Here is a 15,788-nt window from a genome sequence, read left to right on the forward strand (position 1 = left end):
CGTACTTGTTACCGGTCTCTCGATAGAGGAGCCATCATTTAATCGAACTACCAGATAGAAGAACTTTAGTTGCAGCTAAAGTCTGGGTCTCACCTTACCCGATTGGAGTGCTTATTATCCATACAAACATTTAAGAGTGATTCCTAACGCTTGGCGTTTTTGGTGCTAAATTTGAGTGCCGTTTTTACGGTGGTCTGGTTGAGTTTCGTGGTAGTGTTACTCACACCTTAATTGGGCGTTAGGTACCTAGAATTTTCTCCACTAAATAGACAGGTTATCAAGTTAGTTCTATCGTAGTTTTATGAGTTTCTATGGAAATAATGTTATGACGTTAGCGCAAGAACTATTTAATGCAATAATTGGCCAAATACCTGTTTTGAAGTATTTTAAAGGAAGCTTATGGGATTTGATACGCAACGGAAGAGAGAAAAATGAGACACTTACAAGAGTCACAAAAGAGGTTGAGGAATACTGCAATCATCTAAAACACTCTTCAAACTATGACCGTTTAAACCCAGGAGCTGCACGAAGTGCCGTATATGATTTAAAAGCAATAATCACACAAGTTGAAATAACTCCGGCCTTAATCGTTAGTTTGAATTTTAGCCATGATGCTCTTTCGAAATACTATCTTGATATCGGAAAAGACGTATTAGGGTCTGCAAGTGCGATTAGACGGAATTTAATTGAGCAAGGGCTAAGGTTGGTAGCAAAGTCGGTAATAATAGCTGTTGTAGATGAGCCAGAGTATAAGGCTTGTGTTTACAATGAACTACTCACTCGCACCTAACAAACTGTTCAAGAGGGATTCGCAACACATGGCATTTTTACTATGAGTTGGCTTTAGTGATTAAGGTGGTTTGCGGCGACTTCGGTATTGTGTTGCTCACCCCTTAACAGGGCGTTAGGGTCCCAAGTGTGGACTGTCAATAAAATGGAGCAATAAAGTGTATGACAGTTTATGAATTTTTCGCGTCATTACCAGCAATATTAGCGATTCTCGGTTTTGTGGTTTTTCAGTTTATGAAAAACCACAGTAAAGGTGACCCAGCAACAATTAAAATTGTTGAAAAACTTCGTACGGATTCGCCTGAACGATTTGAAGAGCACTCTGCTTTAAATTCTCAGCAACTTCATAGCTTGCTTTCTGAAGATAACTCCCTGAGAGCTAGAGTATCCGAGCAAGACTTTTTGTTGCTTCAACAGACATTGAAACAGCAATATATATCAACTCTCGTTGTTTATTCATTATGCGCAATCCTTTTTGTTGTGGGCGTTGGGTTGTTTACTCATCAAGTAACTAAACCTAAATCATTGTTAATAAACAACGTGCACATATCAAGCGCTCATCCTGATGCTAAAGGCCTGCCTGTCGATCTAGATAACCTCATTGTTCAATGGAGCGCTGCTGGAACCACTGAAGATGTTAAGGTTTATATTGAAAATATAGAGACAAGAGACCGCTCTCGTGAGTTGCGTGTTAGGTCTAATACTGGTTCAGTGGAGTTTATGCGCGCCGACTATTCAAATCTATTAATAAATAGGCAATTTCCTGGATGGAATCGAGTGCGTGCTGTATTCCAGTCGGGTGATAATTATTTTTACTCTAGTGAGTATAAGCTGCACGTAGGGCTGACCATTTTAGCTATAAATTTTGGAGAAAAAGTTAAAATCGGCGCCATGATCGATAACTCTGTTGTTCAACGATACAACTTCGAAGCACGCATTGTAGCTTGGAATAGAAGCAAACCAGATGCTATTTCGCTTGGAGGGTCAATCACAAACGGACAGCAGGACTACCCTATTGATAACTCAGAACAGTATAACTGGGGTAACGCTGAAATTGCATATCTTGGACCTGACGATACAAGATTAATAAGAAAAAAAGTGGTATCTGACTAATAACCCTAACAAACGGTTCAAGTTGATTTGTAACGCTTGGCACTTTTGGTGTTAATTTGAGGTTGTGTGATTACGGTGGTTTAAATTTGGTTCGGTGGAGCGTTTCTCACCACTTAACGCGGCGTTATGCTTGAATTTATTCCCACTTTATATAGGAATGCTATTGAGGTATCTAGTATGAAAAAGTGTAAGATTTTAGCGATGTTTAGCTTTGTTTTTATTAGCAATATTGTCTATGCAAAGGATGTTCAAATCGGCCCTGTAATGTTAGACAGTGTTGCTGTACTGAATGTGAGCTCATTCGGTCACAAAGCGGGGAACCTTGAAATCAAAATAACAAATGGCATTGCTGATCTCAAAGGATTAAATTGTAATACTAACTATTTGACGACTCGTAACGATGGGACTGGATTTAAAGATATGCTAGCCGTTCTGTTAGCGGCACACGCAGCCCAAAGACCGTTAAATCTAGGGATTACAGACAATCCTGCTTATAGTGCATTTCCTGGTCGCTGTAGCCTACTATATGCTTCAATATTGAAATAGCACTCACATAACAAACTGTTCAAGAGGGATTCGCAACGCGTGGCATTTTCATAATGCGTTGGTTTTAGTGTTTAAGGTGGTATGCGGCGGCATTGGTATTGCGTTGCTCATCCCTTAACAGGGCGTTATATGCCAACAATGGAATAGAGTATGATATTACCAATAGATAAAATGCCTGAAGCAGAAGTAACATTAAGGCTTGCTATTACATTGCTTGAAAATCAGCTGGTTATAAGTGATGTTGTAACTGCCATTGATGGCGCTCAGGTAAAAACTGGGAAAAATATCCACTTTGCAATCGAAGAATTCTTGATTGCTTCAGGTTGGTCAAAATTAGACGAAGATGGCCGCTGGCAAGGTACTTACAGCAAACACGATGTAGAGAACAGTCTAGTAATACACTCAAGTTCTGGTGAAGGTGACTTGGTCGCTACACTTACTAATGGCAATAGACTTCGAGTAGAGTCCAAAAAAGGTCCTTTGGTTAAAGTGCCTGGTTCAAAAGAGTACCCGCTCATACGGGAAGCGATTGGACAACTAATGACAATCGAAAAGGCGGAGCAAAGCGACATACTTGCTGTTGCCGTACCAAGTTCACCAAAATTCAATGACCTTGCTTTTCAGTGGAGAGATCGCCCCTTAATGAAACTTTCAGGTATTCATATTGTTACTGTTGGTCGTGATGGAGTTCTTCGAGGGTTAGAATCACAGGGCATATAACAAACTGTTCAAGAGGGATTCGCAACGCGTGGCACTTTCACTATGAGTTGGTTTTAGTGTTTAAGGTGGTCTGCGGCGGCTTTGGTATTGCGTTGTTCACCCTTTAACAGGGCGTTATATTCAAGGAATGGAGGTCAATTGAATTATCCTATTTTATACATATTTTCGGGTCTCCCAGCTTCAGGTAAATCGACTCTTGCTAAGCTGTTAGCGGCTAAAGCGGGTGCTACGTATGTTCGCATTGATACAGTAGAACAAGGGCTTCGAGATCTTTGTAACTTCAAAGTTGAAGGTGAAGGGTATCGTTTAAGCTACCGTATAATCAGAGACAACTTAGAGCTTGGGGTTAGCTGTATCTCAGACTCTTGTAATCCTATCGAGCTTACGCGACGTGAGTGGCAGGAGGTCGCAGAAAGTGTGGGGGCTAAATTCATCAATATTGAAATTAGTTGCTCAGACAGCAGTGAACACGAACAAAGAGTCATCACTCGTAGAAGTGAAGTAACAAACCTAAAATTACCAGACTGGAAACAAGTACAGAACCGCCATTACGAAGCTTGGAAATCCGATGTAATCAAAATAGATACGGCAGGCAAAAGTATTGAAATGGCTTTCGCAGAACTAACTGAAAAGCTAGGTGTGTGAAGTTGCATATAACAAGCCTCCTAAGGCAGATCCCCAACGTATAGCATTTTTCATTCAATAGTTGGGTTTTGTGTTTAGGGTGGGTTCAGTGGCGGCGTTGCTCACACTTAAATGCGGCGTTATATTTCAGGAGGAAACGTGGAGTATCGAAAACTAGAGGAAAGTGACTGGCAGCAGTACAAAGAGTTGAGGTTATTAAGTCTGTTCAGTCTTCAGAATCGTTTGAGAACAACGTTGAAGATGAATCTACGTTAAGTAACAAGCAGTGGATTAGTCGAGTAACTGCTAATCAAAGTGCCTTTATTATAGGCGCCTTTGAGGGTGATGAATTAATTGGAGTTGCGGGTTTTGCTCAAGCGCTGAAAGAGAAAATCAAACATAAATCCTACCTATGGGGTGTTTTTGTAAAACAAGAATATCGCGGTAAATATATTGCCAATGACATGTTAAGTAAGCTTGTTTATATCGCCTTCCAAAATAATGATATCTCACAGATTCAACTCACCGTCGCTTCTGAAAACGAGGCGGCCATCTCGCTGTATGAAAAGTTAGGTTTTCGCAGATATGGTACTGAGGTTGACTCTCTTAGAGTCAGCGGGAATTCGTATGATGAAATATTAATGGCATACGTTACAGCTGAAAGATAGTAAGCATTTAATTTTGAACCACAATGTGTGGCATTTTTACTATACGTTGGTTTTCGGTGGGGAGGTGCTTTGGCATTTCGTTGCTCATTACTTAAATAATTTACTTAGGGGATTTGAATGTGAAAATGGTTTTTGTTGGCTTGAGCTTGTTGTTTATTTCTTTATCCACTTATGCAGTTAACGATCCTGCCTTTGAAGGGCATTATGAGCGTTATGACAATGGTCAATTGGACACTAACACTGCTTATATTGATCTAATTAAGCTGGAATCAAATAAATACAATCTCTCTGGGACATCAGTTTGGATTGGAAACTCCTCACATGGTCTTGTAAACATTGGAGAAATTGACGGTGTGGTAACTTCTGATGGCAATCAAATGAATTATGATGTCGACGGCTGTACGCTTCAAATTTTATTGAACCCGAATTCACTTGTAATTAGCAAGGATAATGGGTGTGGTGGACTAAATGTCTCCTTCAATGGGAGGTACGTGAAGACGCCAGACATTCAATAACCTAATAGCAAAGAATTTGTGACTTTCCAAGCTAGTGAACACTTCAATCGCAGTTGGAGGTGACTCTGTCAACTTATTAATTAGGCGACAAAACTCAGTGATATCTCATGGAGGAGATAATGAAAGATCCAGATATTGAACTTTCCAAGTGGAAATTAGAACGGAGAAAGGGAAGTCTAAGTTTTGTTGCCCGTACCTGTTCCCCTGCTATTTTCGGTGTGATGGTAGGGAGAGCGATTGAACCAATGTTTATGTCGGAAGAGGCTTGGGGTTGGGCTCAGGCTAGCGACATATTCATAAGTGGTTTCTGGGCATCGCTTGGTGCTATTCCACTAAGTTTCGTCATTTGGTGGTGGCGAGAAAGAAAGTACAAACGTCATATCGCTAGGTTTGAGTCTCATACATAGTAGGAATAATTTACGATGGATAACTTCCGCAGAAGGTTAAAAATGGATGTTAATGATTACATAGAGAATACGGAGTTTACGGAGCTTTCTAATAACTTATTGGATATCAGCGAAGTACCTGATGATGTTGCAGGTATATGTAAATTTGTTCAGGGGAACCTTATTCATTCGTATTGGCTTGAACACTATGATGTTGAAGTAGAGCATTCGAACAAATTGTCAGAAATGCAGATTCGTCATGCTAAAGATTTAGTATCTTTGGCAATGTCTAAGTCGGGCGAAGCTTCTCATGTATTTAAACAGCCAAGACATAGAGTTGTAAGCATCTGTAGAGATTTTTCATTATTGGTTTGTTCTATTTTGAGGTTGAAAGGAGTACCTGCAAGGCTACGTAGTGGGTTTGCCACTTATTTATCTCAGAATCAATTCGAAGACCATTGGGTATGTGAATATTGGGACAACAGAAAAGGCTGGGTCGCCATCGATGCTCAACTTGACCAAGTTCATCATCAAATACTGAAGTTTGATTTTGATCCTTGTGACGTCCCGTCTTCGCATTTCATCGTGGCAGGGCAGGCTTGGAAGAAGTGCCGCAACAACCTAGAGCTTGCAGAGGATTTTGGCTTTCGGGATTTCAACGGGCTTCCGTTTATCAAAGGTAGCCTTATTCGAGACTTGTTTGCATTATCAAAATTTGAAATGCATACATGGGACACAGGGTGGGGAATATTACCTAACTTCATAAGCCCTATTTCGGGCGAATCTGAGCTAGTGTTGCTAGATGAACTTGCAGAAGTTAGTTGTTCTTCAGATAGCTCAAAGGCTCGTAAGCTCGTAGAGTCTCGCTCGGAAATAATGCTGCCAGATGATTGGAATTGTTCTAAGTTTCCAACATTACGTGAACTCTATGCAGCATTGTAGATGTTATACCTTACAGGAAGTGCTTTAACCTGAATCCCAATATTTGGTACTTAGTTGGGCGGGTGTGGGAGTACTTCGCTAAATTATTTGTTATCGAGTATTGCTCAATATAGAGAAGCTGAAATGGATTTTACGATTACACGAATTCATACCCAAGTTGGAATATTCAAGTTGAAAGGCGATATTTCGGTTTCGTGTGAAGTTTGTTACTCAAGCGCCGAGTTCATGGGATCCGATGGCTGGGTTGAGATCGATCTTAAATCTGAATATGGGAAGTCTGTCTTGAGCAAAATTGAAAGCGATGTGGTTCGACATTTACGTGGTTAGTATTCCCGGCGGATTCTCGATAAGTTTTTGGACGGGATGGAAGGCGTAAATCAAGGGAGCCTAGTATGCAAGATGGTGGATTGGTTCCATTGTTGGAGCATCAGCCCCTTTAGTTGGGCATAAAAGATAGGGAGAAAGCTCAGGATGAGTGAAAGATTTCACGGTTCGTGTTTGTGCGGGAACGTTCAATTTTCTGTGGTGGGATTCAGCGAGAAAGTGGCGAATTGCCATTGCTCTATGTGTCGTAAATTTCATGGCGCAGCTTTTGGAACACTGGTTGGGGTTAAAGACTTAAATTGGCATTCGGGGAAGGCATCCCTTAAAGAGTTTGTTGCGAAGAATGGAACGATTCGGACATTCTGCTCGAATTGTGGTTCGAGTTTAGGATTCAGAGTAAAAGGGGAGCCCCTTGCCAACATTGAGTTGGCAATATCGACGTTTGATGTCGATATTCCGGTGCATGTCGATGCGCAAATTTATATAGGTTATAAGGCTAACTGGTGTGACTTACAGCCGGATCTCCCTGCTTATGATGAGGGACGAACAAACCAGTAAATTGTCTTGATATTCACTAGGCAACTAGCTAAGCCCATTTTAGTTTTTAAGTGGTTCGTTTCATCATTCGCTCATTAAAGTATGCTGTGCGTCTGTGAGTCAGAATTATAGCGTGCTACCCTAAGCGCGACATTCACAGTACTAAAGAAAATATAATGATGAACCTAAAACTTGCGCTTGCTGCGTCTATTTTATCTTTCTCAAGTAGCGTATTTGCTAACCCTGTAGAGTTTCAAAAAATCCCAGAGATCATGGTTAAATTCGAGCATGCTCAGGAGTTTGCGAAAAAAGCAAAAACGTTGGGCCGTTTACCTACAGAAAACGAAGTGGGGTCAGACTTCCCAACCTATGTCGCTGATGGAAAGGGCGGTTACATTGTCGAAACGCGTAACCTCGTCACAGGTGATGTTGTGATTGCGAGTAAGGAAGAACCAATCGTTGAAGGTATTTTTAACCAGTGGTTAGTACCTAAAACGAAATGGGTTGAAACGTACGGCGAATTACCAGTATCGACAGACTTTGAATCGTTCAAACGTATTAAAACGATCAAAGCGATTAAGATTGATGAAGAAATGCTTAAGCTAATGGGAAGTGAAGACGGCCTGACCGCTACAATCAAAGTGAGTTGGAGCGATGATGGAATGAAAGTCTATAAAGACGGTTACTTAGCTAATTATGAATATGGTATTGCCCCTGAAGAAATGAAGGCAACCTATGAGTTAGTGAAATAACTAGCCGATAAGTGTTATCAAATAGCCCAAAACATAAACGTTTTGGGCTTTTTATTATGGACACATAACCCAGCTTCGTTTGTTATCTGTTTTGTAGTGTGTGAAGTGTTTTAAATCATAGAGGTTGTAAGGAATAAAGGATGAATTTAAGAAAGTCTGAACCTAGCGAGTTAGACGTCATCTACAACATGGGTTTTGATGTATGGAACGGTGGTCTTTCTTTAGAAGAGTACCTCACGGGGTGTCGAAATAGTGATAAGTACCGTGCCGGAACTTGGTATGTATTGATTGAAAATGGCCAAATTGTCTCGTCTTTGATTGTCTATAGTGGGCTGTTTGGCCTCAAAGAGGGCTGCTATGGTATTGGGTCTGTCGCGACTCCGTTAAGTCTTAGAGGCAAAGGTTACGCGTCTCAATTAATTCGTTTAGTCACGGCGGAGTTGTTCGCTCGTTCTGGTATTAAAGCGGTATACTTACACAGCGATATTGGCCATGAGTTTTATAGAAAGCTAGGTTTTGCAACTATTGCTAAAACTGACTGTATGCTGAATTCAAAAGACACCTCTCTACTGGAAGAGCCGATTCCGGAGTACTTCTAGTTTTAGTGTTAGAGTAAACGGTTGAGAGCCAGTGAGGTTGGGCCGCATTACGTTATGCGTCACTTTTATCAAGGCTTGCATGTTTATATTGAGTTGCAGGTTTGGACTAACAACCTGTCGTGACTGAACCGACCGATCTTCCTGTTGCGGTACGGACATAATAGGCGATGCATCCGGATTCAAAGGTGTAGCCTTTTGGTATAATGCCAACTCCCCAAGTATTGACGAGGCTACTGTCTGCTCTGCCGAGATCAAATCCATCTATCACACATAGTTCTTGAGGGCACTGCTGGGTTCTAAGTTCATCTTTACCAGTCGAATCCCTTGTAGCGTAGTGACCTAAGTAGTGAATCGTACCTGATATCAGGTGCTGAATGGAGCTATTCCAGTTTGTACTTGGGTATCCATATTGAATAGCGATGGGTTGGTTGAACATCGTAACCGTTGATGACTGGAGGCTTTCTTTACCTTCGATTGCTGCTTTCGCATAAACTTGATCAGTCACGGTTGCCCAAGTGCCACCGATATTAGTAATGACAGACGTATTTGCGTTGGATTTAAGGTTAAGAAATTTTGGTGCAGCCGTCACTGAAAGGACTCCAACAATTAGAATCACGGCGATCAGCTCAATAAGTGTAAATCCGTTACTTCGTTTCATGGCCACTCCTGTTTTAATATACTGGATGTTATTCTGTATATTAAAACTATTCAAGAGGCTTCTCTAAGTCGGAATAGAGGTGAGGGATGTTGAGAAACGGGATACGTTTTATTAGTTTGAAAGTAAGGGAATAAGTGACTGAAATTTAGAATGATTTCTGTCATCAGAACTTTCGACATCTAAAAAGTGAAAGCTCTCTATCTCGCGTGTTTAGGTCAGTGAATGGATTAGGCGCCTTATTTCGCAGAAGACTTTTCGTTACACATGCGAGGATCAGAAGTGAGTTTTGCCTTTCGCCTGAGTGAGCATTCTGGCGGCGCGAGTCCGGGTTGCAAACTTTTGTAAACGAAGTGGAACAACTGCTTTGTTAATTGAGTGGGAAAGATTGTTTATTTTATAAGTTGGGGCTGGATGTTGCTTCTTGGAGGGGTAAGTGCATCACACTCATTGAATCGTTTTCAAACCGAACCCTATTTAGTGGGGCGTAAAGTTAGCGGTGTTGATTTACGGTTATTGGATCACCAGCTTTAAACTTAGTGGGTACTATGATTATTACTTTAAGAACAAATCACTTTTAGGGAAAATTATGAGAAAAGTGTTGGTTTTACTTACTCTATTATCTCTCAGCGGCTGCTTGGGAATGCCTAAAACAATTGAGCCAGTAAATAACTTCAAACTAAATCAATATTTAGGGAAGTGGTATGAGATAGCTCGTCTTGACCATTCATTTGAGCGTGGCCTATCTCATGTGACAGCGGAATATGCAATGCGTGAAGATGGCGGCGTTTCGGTGCTAAACAAAGGCTATTCTGCTAACAAAGATGAATGGAAAGAAGCTATTGGTAAAGCTTACTTTGTCGATAGCACTAGTGATGGTTATTTAAAGGTTTCATTCTTTGGGCCATTTTATGGTTCGTATGTCGTGTTTGAGTTAGAGCAAAGTCGCTATGATTATGCTTTTGTCTCGGGCCCAAATAATGATTACCTATGGCTACTTTCAAGAACTCCTACCGTTAGCCAAGAAGTAATCGAAAAGTTTGAATCCTTAGCTGAACAAAATGGGTTTGATATAGAGCAGTTAATTTATGTTGAACAGAAATAAACCAAGTAATCAAAATCAGGAATCCTTTGAATGCCAGTTCGTTTTTTACGTTGGCTCGACGCGAACACGATATAAATTCGTTAGTTTTTTATTGGCATAATATGGGCAAACTAAATTGAGGATTTCGAATTGTTAGAATTGAAAACAATCGGGTTATTTTTTATCACTGCAATAGCAGAAATACTAGGTTGTTACTTACCTTACTTGTGGTTGAAGGAAGACAAATCGGTCTGGCTTTTACTTCCGGCCGCGCTTTGCCTTGCGCTGTTTGCTTGGTTGTTATCTTTACATCCAACAGCTGCTGGAAGGGTGTACGCTGCTTATGGCGGCGTTTATATTTTTGTGGCGATTCTTTGGTTATGGGCCGTAGATGGCATTCGCCCAACTTTATGGGATGTGGTGGGTGTATCGGTGGCATTAGTTGGAATGGCGATCATAATGTTTGCTCCAAGAGGTACCTAGTATGGCTGGCTGTGAGTCAGGTGTGAATTTTGGGCACTTTCTTGATCCTACGTAACTCTATTTTTTGCCTGTTATTTAGAATTGCTAGAGCCTTCTTTTTTGCTAGACGCGTAAACCATTTCAGTAGATATCAGCTTACGTTGACGTTCATTTATTTGATAAAAGGGTGCCGATGAGTAATTCGATTTTTAGAAAAGATGGGACAGCTCAAGGGGTGGCAAAGCAGCGCCTTATCGAGTCACTTGCAAGCTCGGATAAGCGAGTGATCTATGATCCTTATGCTGAAAGTTTTGTGATCGGTGCCGATTTGATTAAGTTACTAGGGCATAAGTTCAGCGTATGGCTGACTCAAAAGTTTGCTCCGGGCTTTCACGAGCACTTAATTTCACGCACCCGCTTTATCGACGACCTAGTGAAAAGAACGGCTGATAATGGTGTGGAGCAATACGTTATTCTTGGGGCAGGGTATGACCTAAGAGCACATCGACTTGGCCTTCCGCATTCAATGAAAATTTTCGAGGTGGACCAGCCCGACGTACAAGCCATAAAGCGTGCGAAGCTTCCCGGTAAACTTGCACATACCGAAAATGTAACTTATGTAGGTGTCGATTTTAATCGCCAATCATTAACGGAACAGCTTTTGGCGGCAGGATTCGACAGTCGCAAGCCGACTATTTTTACACTTGAAGGCGTTTCGCAGTACATCAGTAAAGAGGCAACGGCTTCGACGATTAAAGAACTGGCAGTACTAACACACCAAGATAGCTCTATTTTTTGTATGACGTATGTAGATGATGCATTAGAAAAAGAACCTGAAGCTTGTTTTGGGAAAGGTTATCCCAAAGCGGCGAAACGTGCAGAAGCAATCAAACGTTTATCGGCGAAAGTCGGTGAGCCTTGGGTCTCGTTTTACAATTCAGAAGAGATCGAAGCTCTGCTTTCTGAATATGGCTTTACGCTAACAGAAAGCAAATCTTTGGAAGACCTTAACAGCGATTATTTCGAACCTCTTGGACGGGGACTCGCTGAAGAGCAAATCATGAAATTCGAACATTTTGTGGTTGCAAAATCTTAGGTCGACTATTACCTAGTGTCCAAAGAGTGCCCCTATACCAATTACCACTTTTTAGGGGCATGGAAAACTCCCTTTCACTGACCTTTCAATTCATAAGTGCAAAGGCAGTAGATTGCTTATGAACATTAAATCGATGCTGCTCAGTATCGACTTCAACTACAGCAGATAACCGCCTCCGGCTTGAACGCATTGCCCAGTGATCCAACCTGCGCGGTTGTCAGAAAGAAGCATCACTGCATTGGCAATATCTTTGGGGTCACCAAGTCGGCCGAGTGGCGTTTGAGAGATTACCATTCCCAACATAGCTTCATTTGATTTCACTTCTGCTGATATATCGGTATCGGTTAAACCCGGGGCAACAGCATTCACTCTGATCCCCAATGGACCAAGTTCAACAGCAAGTAGCTTAGTGATATGGTCGATCGCGGCTTTCGATGATGCATAGGCTACCACTCCTGGCATGGTACCGCTCGACGTCACTGATGAGATATTGATGACAACGCCTTTAGTTTTGGCAAGATGAGCGGTTGCTTCTCGGATAAGGGCAAGCGGTGCGAACACGTTCGTGCGGTAAATGTTATCAATCATTTCGTCACTGGTTCCCGATAAAGGTCCCATGTTTCCTGTACCTGCATTATTGACCAGTACATCGAGTCGCCCAAACTTGCTAATAACTTCTTCGATGACACGCGCAGGTTCTCCCGGTTGAGTGATATCCCCAGCGATGGCGTAAGCTTGTGAGCCTAATTCTTGCACGGCTTGGTCTAGCACTGATTGCCTTCTACCAGTAATTACGACGGTTGCCCCTTGACCGATAAAAGTTGCGGCTGTGGCTTTTCCAATCCCAGTGCCGCCGCCAGTAATCAGTACTACGTTGTTTTGATATTTTTCCATGTTGTTCTCCTGAATGTGTTTGGTTATCGGCGATGTCTTATAACGATATCGCCTTCTCTTAATTGGTGTGTTTTTTGTGTTTTCAGCCAAGGCTCGTGTGTGAGGCCACAATAAGTACGAGCTTCGGCTTATTGAGGGTGTGTTATGCCAGCAAAGGTTGTGGTTCCGCGATCGTATTACCTTCTAGATTCTCTGAGCTTGTGACATGGGTGATCAACTTAGGAACACTGTTGTTAAGTCGAGTTTTATCTCTACTCATAGCGCTATGGAGGATAAAAGGTGGTAAATAACGCATACCGACCATTATTGCAGTCTGCTGAAACGGTGTAAGAAACTCGTCCATGGTGAAGTTATTGAACGCACCAGTTTGGAAACTTTCAGCAGGGCCACCAGTTGTGATAGCAAGCATTAGCTCTTTGCCAAGCAACTTGGTGCCGCCGGGACCATACGCGAAACCCGAAAGTAGGACTTGGTCCAACCACGCTTTAAGAACGGGCGGTGATGAGTACCAGTAAAACGGGAACTGCAATACGATCCGGTCAGCTTGTTCTAGTTGAGCTTGCTCGACTGTTGGGTTGAATCGCATTTCAGGGCCCCCGATCTCCGTTATGTTTCGGGTTGTGATGCCTTGTACTTTTGATAAAGCTTCAAACCACTTTCGATTAGCAATAGAGGTCGAAAGGTCAGGGTGAGCGGTTAACACAAGTATCTTCATTAGATAGCCTTCAATTCTGGTTACGCTTAGGGCTGGGACTTGTTGCCACAAACGCTAGCGTGATGTCGTTTACTTGTTGCTCATGTTATTTAGGTTAGTTAAAGTAAACAATACGCCCTACATACACATCACTAGTGAATATAATCTAACAATGAAGTTGCCTCTCTCGACATTAGAAGTATTCAATGCCATCGCATGCCAAAGAAGCTTGCGTGGTGCAGCTCAAGAACTTGGAGTTAAACCTTCAACGGTAAGCCACCAACTCAAAAAATTGGAAGAACAGTTGGGAACAGCGTTGTTTATTCGTACGACTCGTTCACTCAACTTGACTGAAGCAGGGCGGGCATTAGCCCGAAGTACCGGGCCAGCTTTTGAGCAGTTAAGTGAAGGTTTATACAGTGCTCAAACGGCCGGTCATGCAGAGCGAGGCTCACTCAAGATAGCGATACCGGAGTTTGCTTATTTTTTACTGGTGAAAGATAAGTTGGCGTCTTTTCAGACAAAATACCCAGAGATCCAAGTAGAGCTGTCTATGACTGATGCATTGTCTGATATTTTGGGTGAGGGGTTTCATGCCGGATTTCGGCTTGGTGGGCTTATTGCGGAAGATATGGTAGCGATTAATTTGAGTAAGCCTTTGCAAACCGCGGTGGTCGCTAGCCCAGACTATTTGGAAAAGCATGGCCAGCCTACTGTGCCTAAGGACTTATTGAACCATAACTGTTTGCGCTATCGCTATCAAAGCTCAGGACAATTAGCGCCTTGGGTTTTCTCTGGCCCAGAAAGTGTTTACCCAGTTGAAGTAAGCGGCAGCATGATCGCTAACTCTTCACCAGCCACCATAGATCTTGCGCTTCAGGGAGTTGGGCTCACATTTACGTTTCGCGATTACTGCACAGAGGCATTGGCCAAAGGCGACTTAGTTGAGGTTTTAACTGAGCATCTGGCGTCATTACCAAGTATGAACATCTATTTTCCAAGAGAATACCGCTCAATGATCCCGCTTAGACTTTTTATTGATCATTTAAAAGAAGTGGATGAGTAATGCTACCGAAGTGGAACAATTCCTTTAGTCACTTTTGCTCGAATCCACATTGAATCTGGTTTGGCTCTTTGGAAGGTCGGAAGTTGTGTCACTTGTTAACGGCTGTGATTTCAATTTGAAGCGTTAGCCACATAGGTTTGTTTATGATAGGAAGCTCCTACTATCGAAACTATCGAAACTATCGATTTAGTGCTTCACCGAGAGGGCGAAAGTAAGCCTGCAGCGCTTGATGAATTGCGTGTCTATGCTCGATATCTGGATATAAAGCGATGTTGCTGGGCTCAGTAGTCCCTGATACTAGATAAGCGTTTTCGATACCTGAACACGACTCTACAACGGATTCAAAAGCTCTTGCCATCATCTCTGTAGGCAAAGAAAAATAGTTGGTCGCTAAGGCTTTATCTGCAATGACACTGCGTGATACGTAATCGTGGTTATCTTGCCCATCGCTGGTCAGCAATGCTGAGTCAAATATCTCTAGCAACCTGTCATTAAGAGGGTGCGAGACATGATGAGCACCACGCATCCAACAATCGCTCGCGAAGATCGTTTTTCTCTGTGGTCCGGATCTGTCGCCGATGTCAAAAGCTTTCTCTGCGATGTAATGGTCGAATGCATGCCAAAACTCATGCGCGAGAGCGCCAGCGCCGGCATTTTTGGCTAGTGCTAATTCTCTTTGGTTTGGAGCGTAATGGGCTTGAACTCCTTTCTGCCCTCCGCAACCAAACGCTAAATTTAAGCTGCCGCGCAAGCCAATTGCTTCTGGTGGTAGCGCCAATATGTAGGCCAAGTCGGCAAATGAGTCGAATATCAAGTTGGCTGCGAGTGCTTTCTCTTCTTGGTTAACCCAGTTACCGATACGAATGTTGCCGATACCAAAAGTATCTCTTATGTCGGCGAATGACACTTGGTCACCATGGCGGTAGTCGGGGCCTTTACGAGTTTTGTATTTGAAGCTTGTTAAGCGCAAGTGGATCCTTAAAGCGTGAAGCCGGAGAATTGGGACTAAATGATGGAAAGCAAATTGGCGTTGATACTATATTAATTATGGCTTAACACCGTGGTTCGGTAATACTGTGGTTCAGTTAATAAATGGCGGCTGCGTTTGGGTTTTCAAGGCCAAGGCATTAAAGAAAGGTTTGTAGTGAGATCATTCATGCGATGTTGTTGCAAATACAGTGTTCACGGTTAATCCAATAACTTGCCTTAATAAGCGGATTTTAAGACTTAAATTTACAGGCTCATTGATAAACGAGCGCCTCAATGCCTTCTCTCATTCACGTTTATTTTTCACAATCTAAATGTGTTTATTGTCACTAAGT

21 protein-coding genes are annotated in these 15,788 nt (G+C 42.3%); 17 read left to right on the plus strand and 4 right to left on the minus strand.

Annotation, left to right across the window (positions count from 1 at the left end; translation table 11 throughout):
- Positions 1-325 precede the first annotated feature (325 nt).
- From ELZ11_RS18700 to ELZ11_RS18775, 13 genes are all read left to right on the plus strand, one after another.
- Entirely contained in the window at positions 326-790 is a 465-nt protein-coding gene (locus ELZ11_RS18700; RefSeq protein ID WP_137358901.1) for a hypothetical protein, read from the plus strand.
- Positions 791-951: 161 nt separating this feature from the next.
- Entirely contained in the window at positions 952-1,902 is a 951-nt protein-coding gene (locus ELZ11_RS18710; RefSeq protein ID WP_137358902.1) for a hypothetical protein, read from the plus strand.
- Between the two features lie 126 nt (positions 1,903-2,028).
- Positions 2,029-2,448 (plus strand): hypothetical protein, encoded by a 420-nt coding sequence (locus tag ELZ11_RS18715; RefSeq protein WP_137358903.1) that lies wholly within the window; start codon positions 2,029-2,031, stop codon positions 2,446-2,448.
- A 150-nt stretch (positions 2,449-2,598) separates the two neighbouring features.
- Entirely contained in the window at positions 2,599-3,168 is a 570-nt protein-coding gene (locus tag ELZ11_RS18725; protein ID WP_137358904.1) for a hypothetical protein, read from the plus strand.
- 138 nt (positions 3,169-3,306) lie between these two features.
- Complete coding sequence (locus tag ELZ11_RS18735; protein ID WP_137358905.1) at positions 3,307-3,813, plus strand: P-loop nucleotide/nucleoside kinase family protein; 507 nt, start codon at positions 3,307-3,309, stop codon at positions 3,811-3,813.
- A 194-nt stretch (positions 3,814-4,007) separates the two neighbouring features.
- Positions 4,008-4,460, plus strand: a complete 453-nt coding sequence (locus tag ELZ11_RS24115; RefSeq protein WP_374939843.1) for a GNAT family N-acetyltransferase — start codon at positions 4,008-4,010, stop codon at positions 4,458-4,460.
- A 119-nt stretch (positions 4,461-4,579) separates the two neighbouring features.
- Positions 4,580-4,975, plus strand: a complete 396-nt coding sequence (locus ELZ11_RS18745) for a hypothetical protein (RefSeq protein ID WP_137358906.1) — start codon at positions 4,580-4,582, stop codon at positions 4,973-4,975.
- A 119-nt stretch (positions 4,976-5,094) separates the two neighbouring features.
- A complete protein-coding gene (locus tag ELZ11_RS18750; protein WP_137358907.1) occupies positions 5,095-5,382 on the plus strand; it encodes a hypothetical protein in 288 nt (95 codons plus the stop codon).
- A gap of 15 nt (positions 5,383-5,397) precedes the next feature.
- Complete coding sequence (locus tag ELZ11_RS18755) at positions 5,398-6,303, plus strand: transglutaminase-like domain-containing protein (RefSeq protein WP_244291684.1); 906 nt, start codon at positions 5,398-5,400, stop codon at positions 6,301-6,303.
- Positions 6,304-6,426: 123 nt separating this feature from the next.
- Complete coding sequence (locus ELZ11_RS18760; protein ID WP_137358908.1) at positions 6,427-6,630, plus strand: hypothetical protein; 204 nt, start codon at positions 6,427-6,429, stop codon at positions 6,628-6,630.
- A gap of 144 nt (positions 6,631-6,774) precedes the next feature.
- Positions 6,775-7,185, plus strand: a complete 411-nt coding sequence (locus tag ELZ11_RS18765; protein ID WP_137358909.1) for a GFA family protein — start codon at positions 6,775-6,777, stop codon at positions 7,183-7,185.
- A gap of 152 nt (positions 7,186-7,337) precedes the next feature.
- Positions 7,338-7,916 (plus strand): hypothetical protein, encoded by a 579-nt coding sequence (locus ELZ11_RS18770; protein WP_208746723.1) that lies wholly within the window; start codon positions 7,338-7,340, stop codon positions 7,914-7,916.
- A 140-nt stretch (positions 7,917-8,056) separates the two neighbouring features.
- Positions 8,057-8,515, plus strand: a complete 459-nt coding sequence (locus ELZ11_RS18775; protein WP_137358911.1) for a GNAT family N-acetyltransferase — start codon at positions 8,057-8,059, stop codon at positions 8,513-8,515.
- A gap of 106 nt (positions 8,516-8,621) precedes the next feature.
- On the opposite strand, the gene ELZ11_RS18780 is transcribed toward ELZ11_RS18775, so the two are convergent.
- A complete protein-coding gene (locus ELZ11_RS18780; RefSeq protein WP_137358912.1) occupies positions 8,622-9,173 on the minus strand; it encodes a type II secretion system protein in 552 nt (183 codons plus the stop codon).
- A 586-nt stretch (positions 9,174-9,759) separates the two neighbouring features.
- On the opposite strand from ELZ11_RS18780, the gene ELZ11_RS18785 reads away from it, so the two are divergent.
- From ELZ11_RS18785 to ELZ11_RS18795, 3 genes are all read left to right on the plus strand, one after another.
- A complete protein-coding gene (locus tag ELZ11_RS18785) occupies positions 9,760-10,275 on the plus strand; it encodes a lipocalin family protein (protein WP_137358913.1) in 516 nt (171 codons plus the stop codon).
- Positions 10,276-10,404: 129 nt separating this feature from the next.
- A complete protein-coding gene (locus tag ELZ11_RS18790) occupies positions 10,405-10,737 on the plus strand; it encodes a YnfA family protein (protein ID WP_137358914.1) in 333 nt (110 codons plus the stop codon).
- Between the two features lie 172 nt (positions 10,738-10,909).
- Positions 10,910-11,812, plus strand: a complete 903-nt coding sequence (locus ELZ11_RS18795; protein WP_137358915.1) for a class I SAM-dependent methyltransferase — start codon at positions 10,910-10,912, stop codon at positions 11,810-11,812.
- A 156-nt stretch (positions 11,813-11,968) separates the two neighbouring features.
- Here ELZ11_RS18795 and ELZ11_RS18800 read toward each other — a convergent pair whose 3' ends face one another.
- Both ELZ11_RS18800 and ELZ11_RS18805 read right to left on the minus strand, forming a co-directional pair.
- Positions 11,969-12,706, minus strand: coding sequence for an SDR family NAD(P)-dependent oxidoreductase (locus ELZ11_RS18800; protein WP_137358916.1), 738 nt, complete (start codon positions 12,704-12,706; stop codon positions 11,969-11,971).
- Between the two features lie 142 nt (positions 12,707-12,848).
- A complete protein-coding gene (locus tag ELZ11_RS18805; protein ID WP_137358917.1) occupies positions 12,849-13,421 on the minus strand; it encodes an NAD(P)H-dependent oxidoreductase in 573 nt (190 codons plus the stop codon).
- A gap of 151 nt (positions 13,422-13,572) precedes the next feature.
- Between ELZ11_RS18805 and ELZ11_RS18810 the strand changes: the two genes are divergently transcribed.
- Positions 13,573-14,466 carry a LysR family transcriptional regulator gene (locus ELZ11_RS18810; RefSeq protein WP_137358918.1) on the plus strand — a complete coding sequence of 298 codons (894 nt, stop codon included), beginning with the start codon at positions 13,573-13,575 and terminating at the stop codon, positions 14,464-14,466.
- 178 nt (positions 14,467-14,644) lie between these two features.
- On the opposite strand, the gene ELZ11_RS18815 is transcribed toward ELZ11_RS18810, so the two are convergent.
- A complete protein-coding gene (locus ELZ11_RS18815; protein WP_137358919.1) occupies positions 14,645-15,436 on the minus strand; it encodes a CLCA_X family protein in 792 nt (263 codons plus the stop codon).
- Between the last annotated feature and the right edge of the window lie 352 nt (positions 15,437-15,788).

Source organism: Vibrio profundi (genome assembly GCF_005281835.1).
Taxonomy (GTDB): Bacteria; Pseudomonadota; Gammaproteobacteria; order Enterobacterales; family Vibrionaceae; genus Vibrio; species Vibrio profundi.

Bases quoted from the DNA above. Each gene is read 5' to 3' on its own strand.
- ELZ11_RS18700 (WP_137358901.1), top strand. From the start codon at position 326: ATGACGTTAGCGCAAGAACTATTTAATGCAATAATTGGCCAAATACCT.
- ELZ11_RS18710 (WP_137358902.1), top strand. From the start codon at position 952: ATGACAGTTTATGAATTTTTCGCGTCATTACCAGCAATATTAGCGATT.
- ELZ11_RS18715 (WP_137358903.1), top strand. From the start codon at position 2,029: ATGCTTGAATTTATTCCCACTTTATATAGGAATGCTATTGAGGTATCT.
- ELZ11_RS18725 (WP_137358904.1), top strand. From the start codon at position 2,599: ATGATATTACCAATAGATAAAATGCCTGAAGCAGAAGTAACATTAAGG.
- ELZ11_RS18750 (WP_137358907.1), top strand. From the start codon at position 5,095: ATGAAAGATCCAGATATTGAACTTTCCAAGTGGAAATTAGAACGGAGA.
- ELZ11_RS18755 (WP_244291684.1), top strand. From the start codon at position 5,398: ATGGATAACTTCCGCAGAAGGTTAAAAATGGATGTTAATGATTACATA.
- ELZ11_RS18760 (WP_137358908.1), top strand. From the start codon at position 6,427: ATGGATTTTACGATTACACGAATTCATACCCAAGTTGGAATATTCAAG.
- ELZ11_RS18765 (WP_137358909.1), top strand. From the start codon at position 6,775: ATGAGTGAAAGATTTCACGGTTCGTGTTTGTGCGGGAACGTTCAATTT.
- ELZ11_RS18775 (WP_137358911.1), top strand. From the start codon at position 8,057: ATGAATTTAAGAAAGTCTGAACCTAGCGAGTTAGACGTCATCTACAAC.
- ELZ11_RS18780 (WP_137358912.1), bottom strand. From the start codon at position 9,173: ATGAAACGAAGTAACGGATTTACACTTATTGAGCTGATCGCCGTGATT.
- ELZ11_RS18785 (WP_137358913.1), top strand. From the start codon at position 9,760: ATGAGAAAAGTGTTGGTTTTACTTACTCTATTATCTCTCAGCGGCTGC.
- ELZ11_RS18795 (WP_137358915.1), top strand. From the start codon at position 10,910: ATGAGTAATTCGATTTTTAGAAAAGATGGGACAGCTCAAGGGGTGGCA.
- ELZ11_RS18800 (WP_137358916.1), bottom strand. From the start codon at position 12,706: ATGGAAAAATATCAAAACAACGTAGTACTGATTACTGGCGGCGGCACT.
- ELZ11_RS18805 (WP_137358917.1), bottom strand. From the start codon at position 13,421: ATGAAGATACTTGTGTTAACCGCTCACCCTGACCTTTCGACCTCTATT.
- ELZ11_RS18810 (WP_137358918.1), top strand. From the start codon at position 13,573: ATGAAGTTGCCTCTCTCGACATTAGAAGTATTCAATGCCATCGCATGC.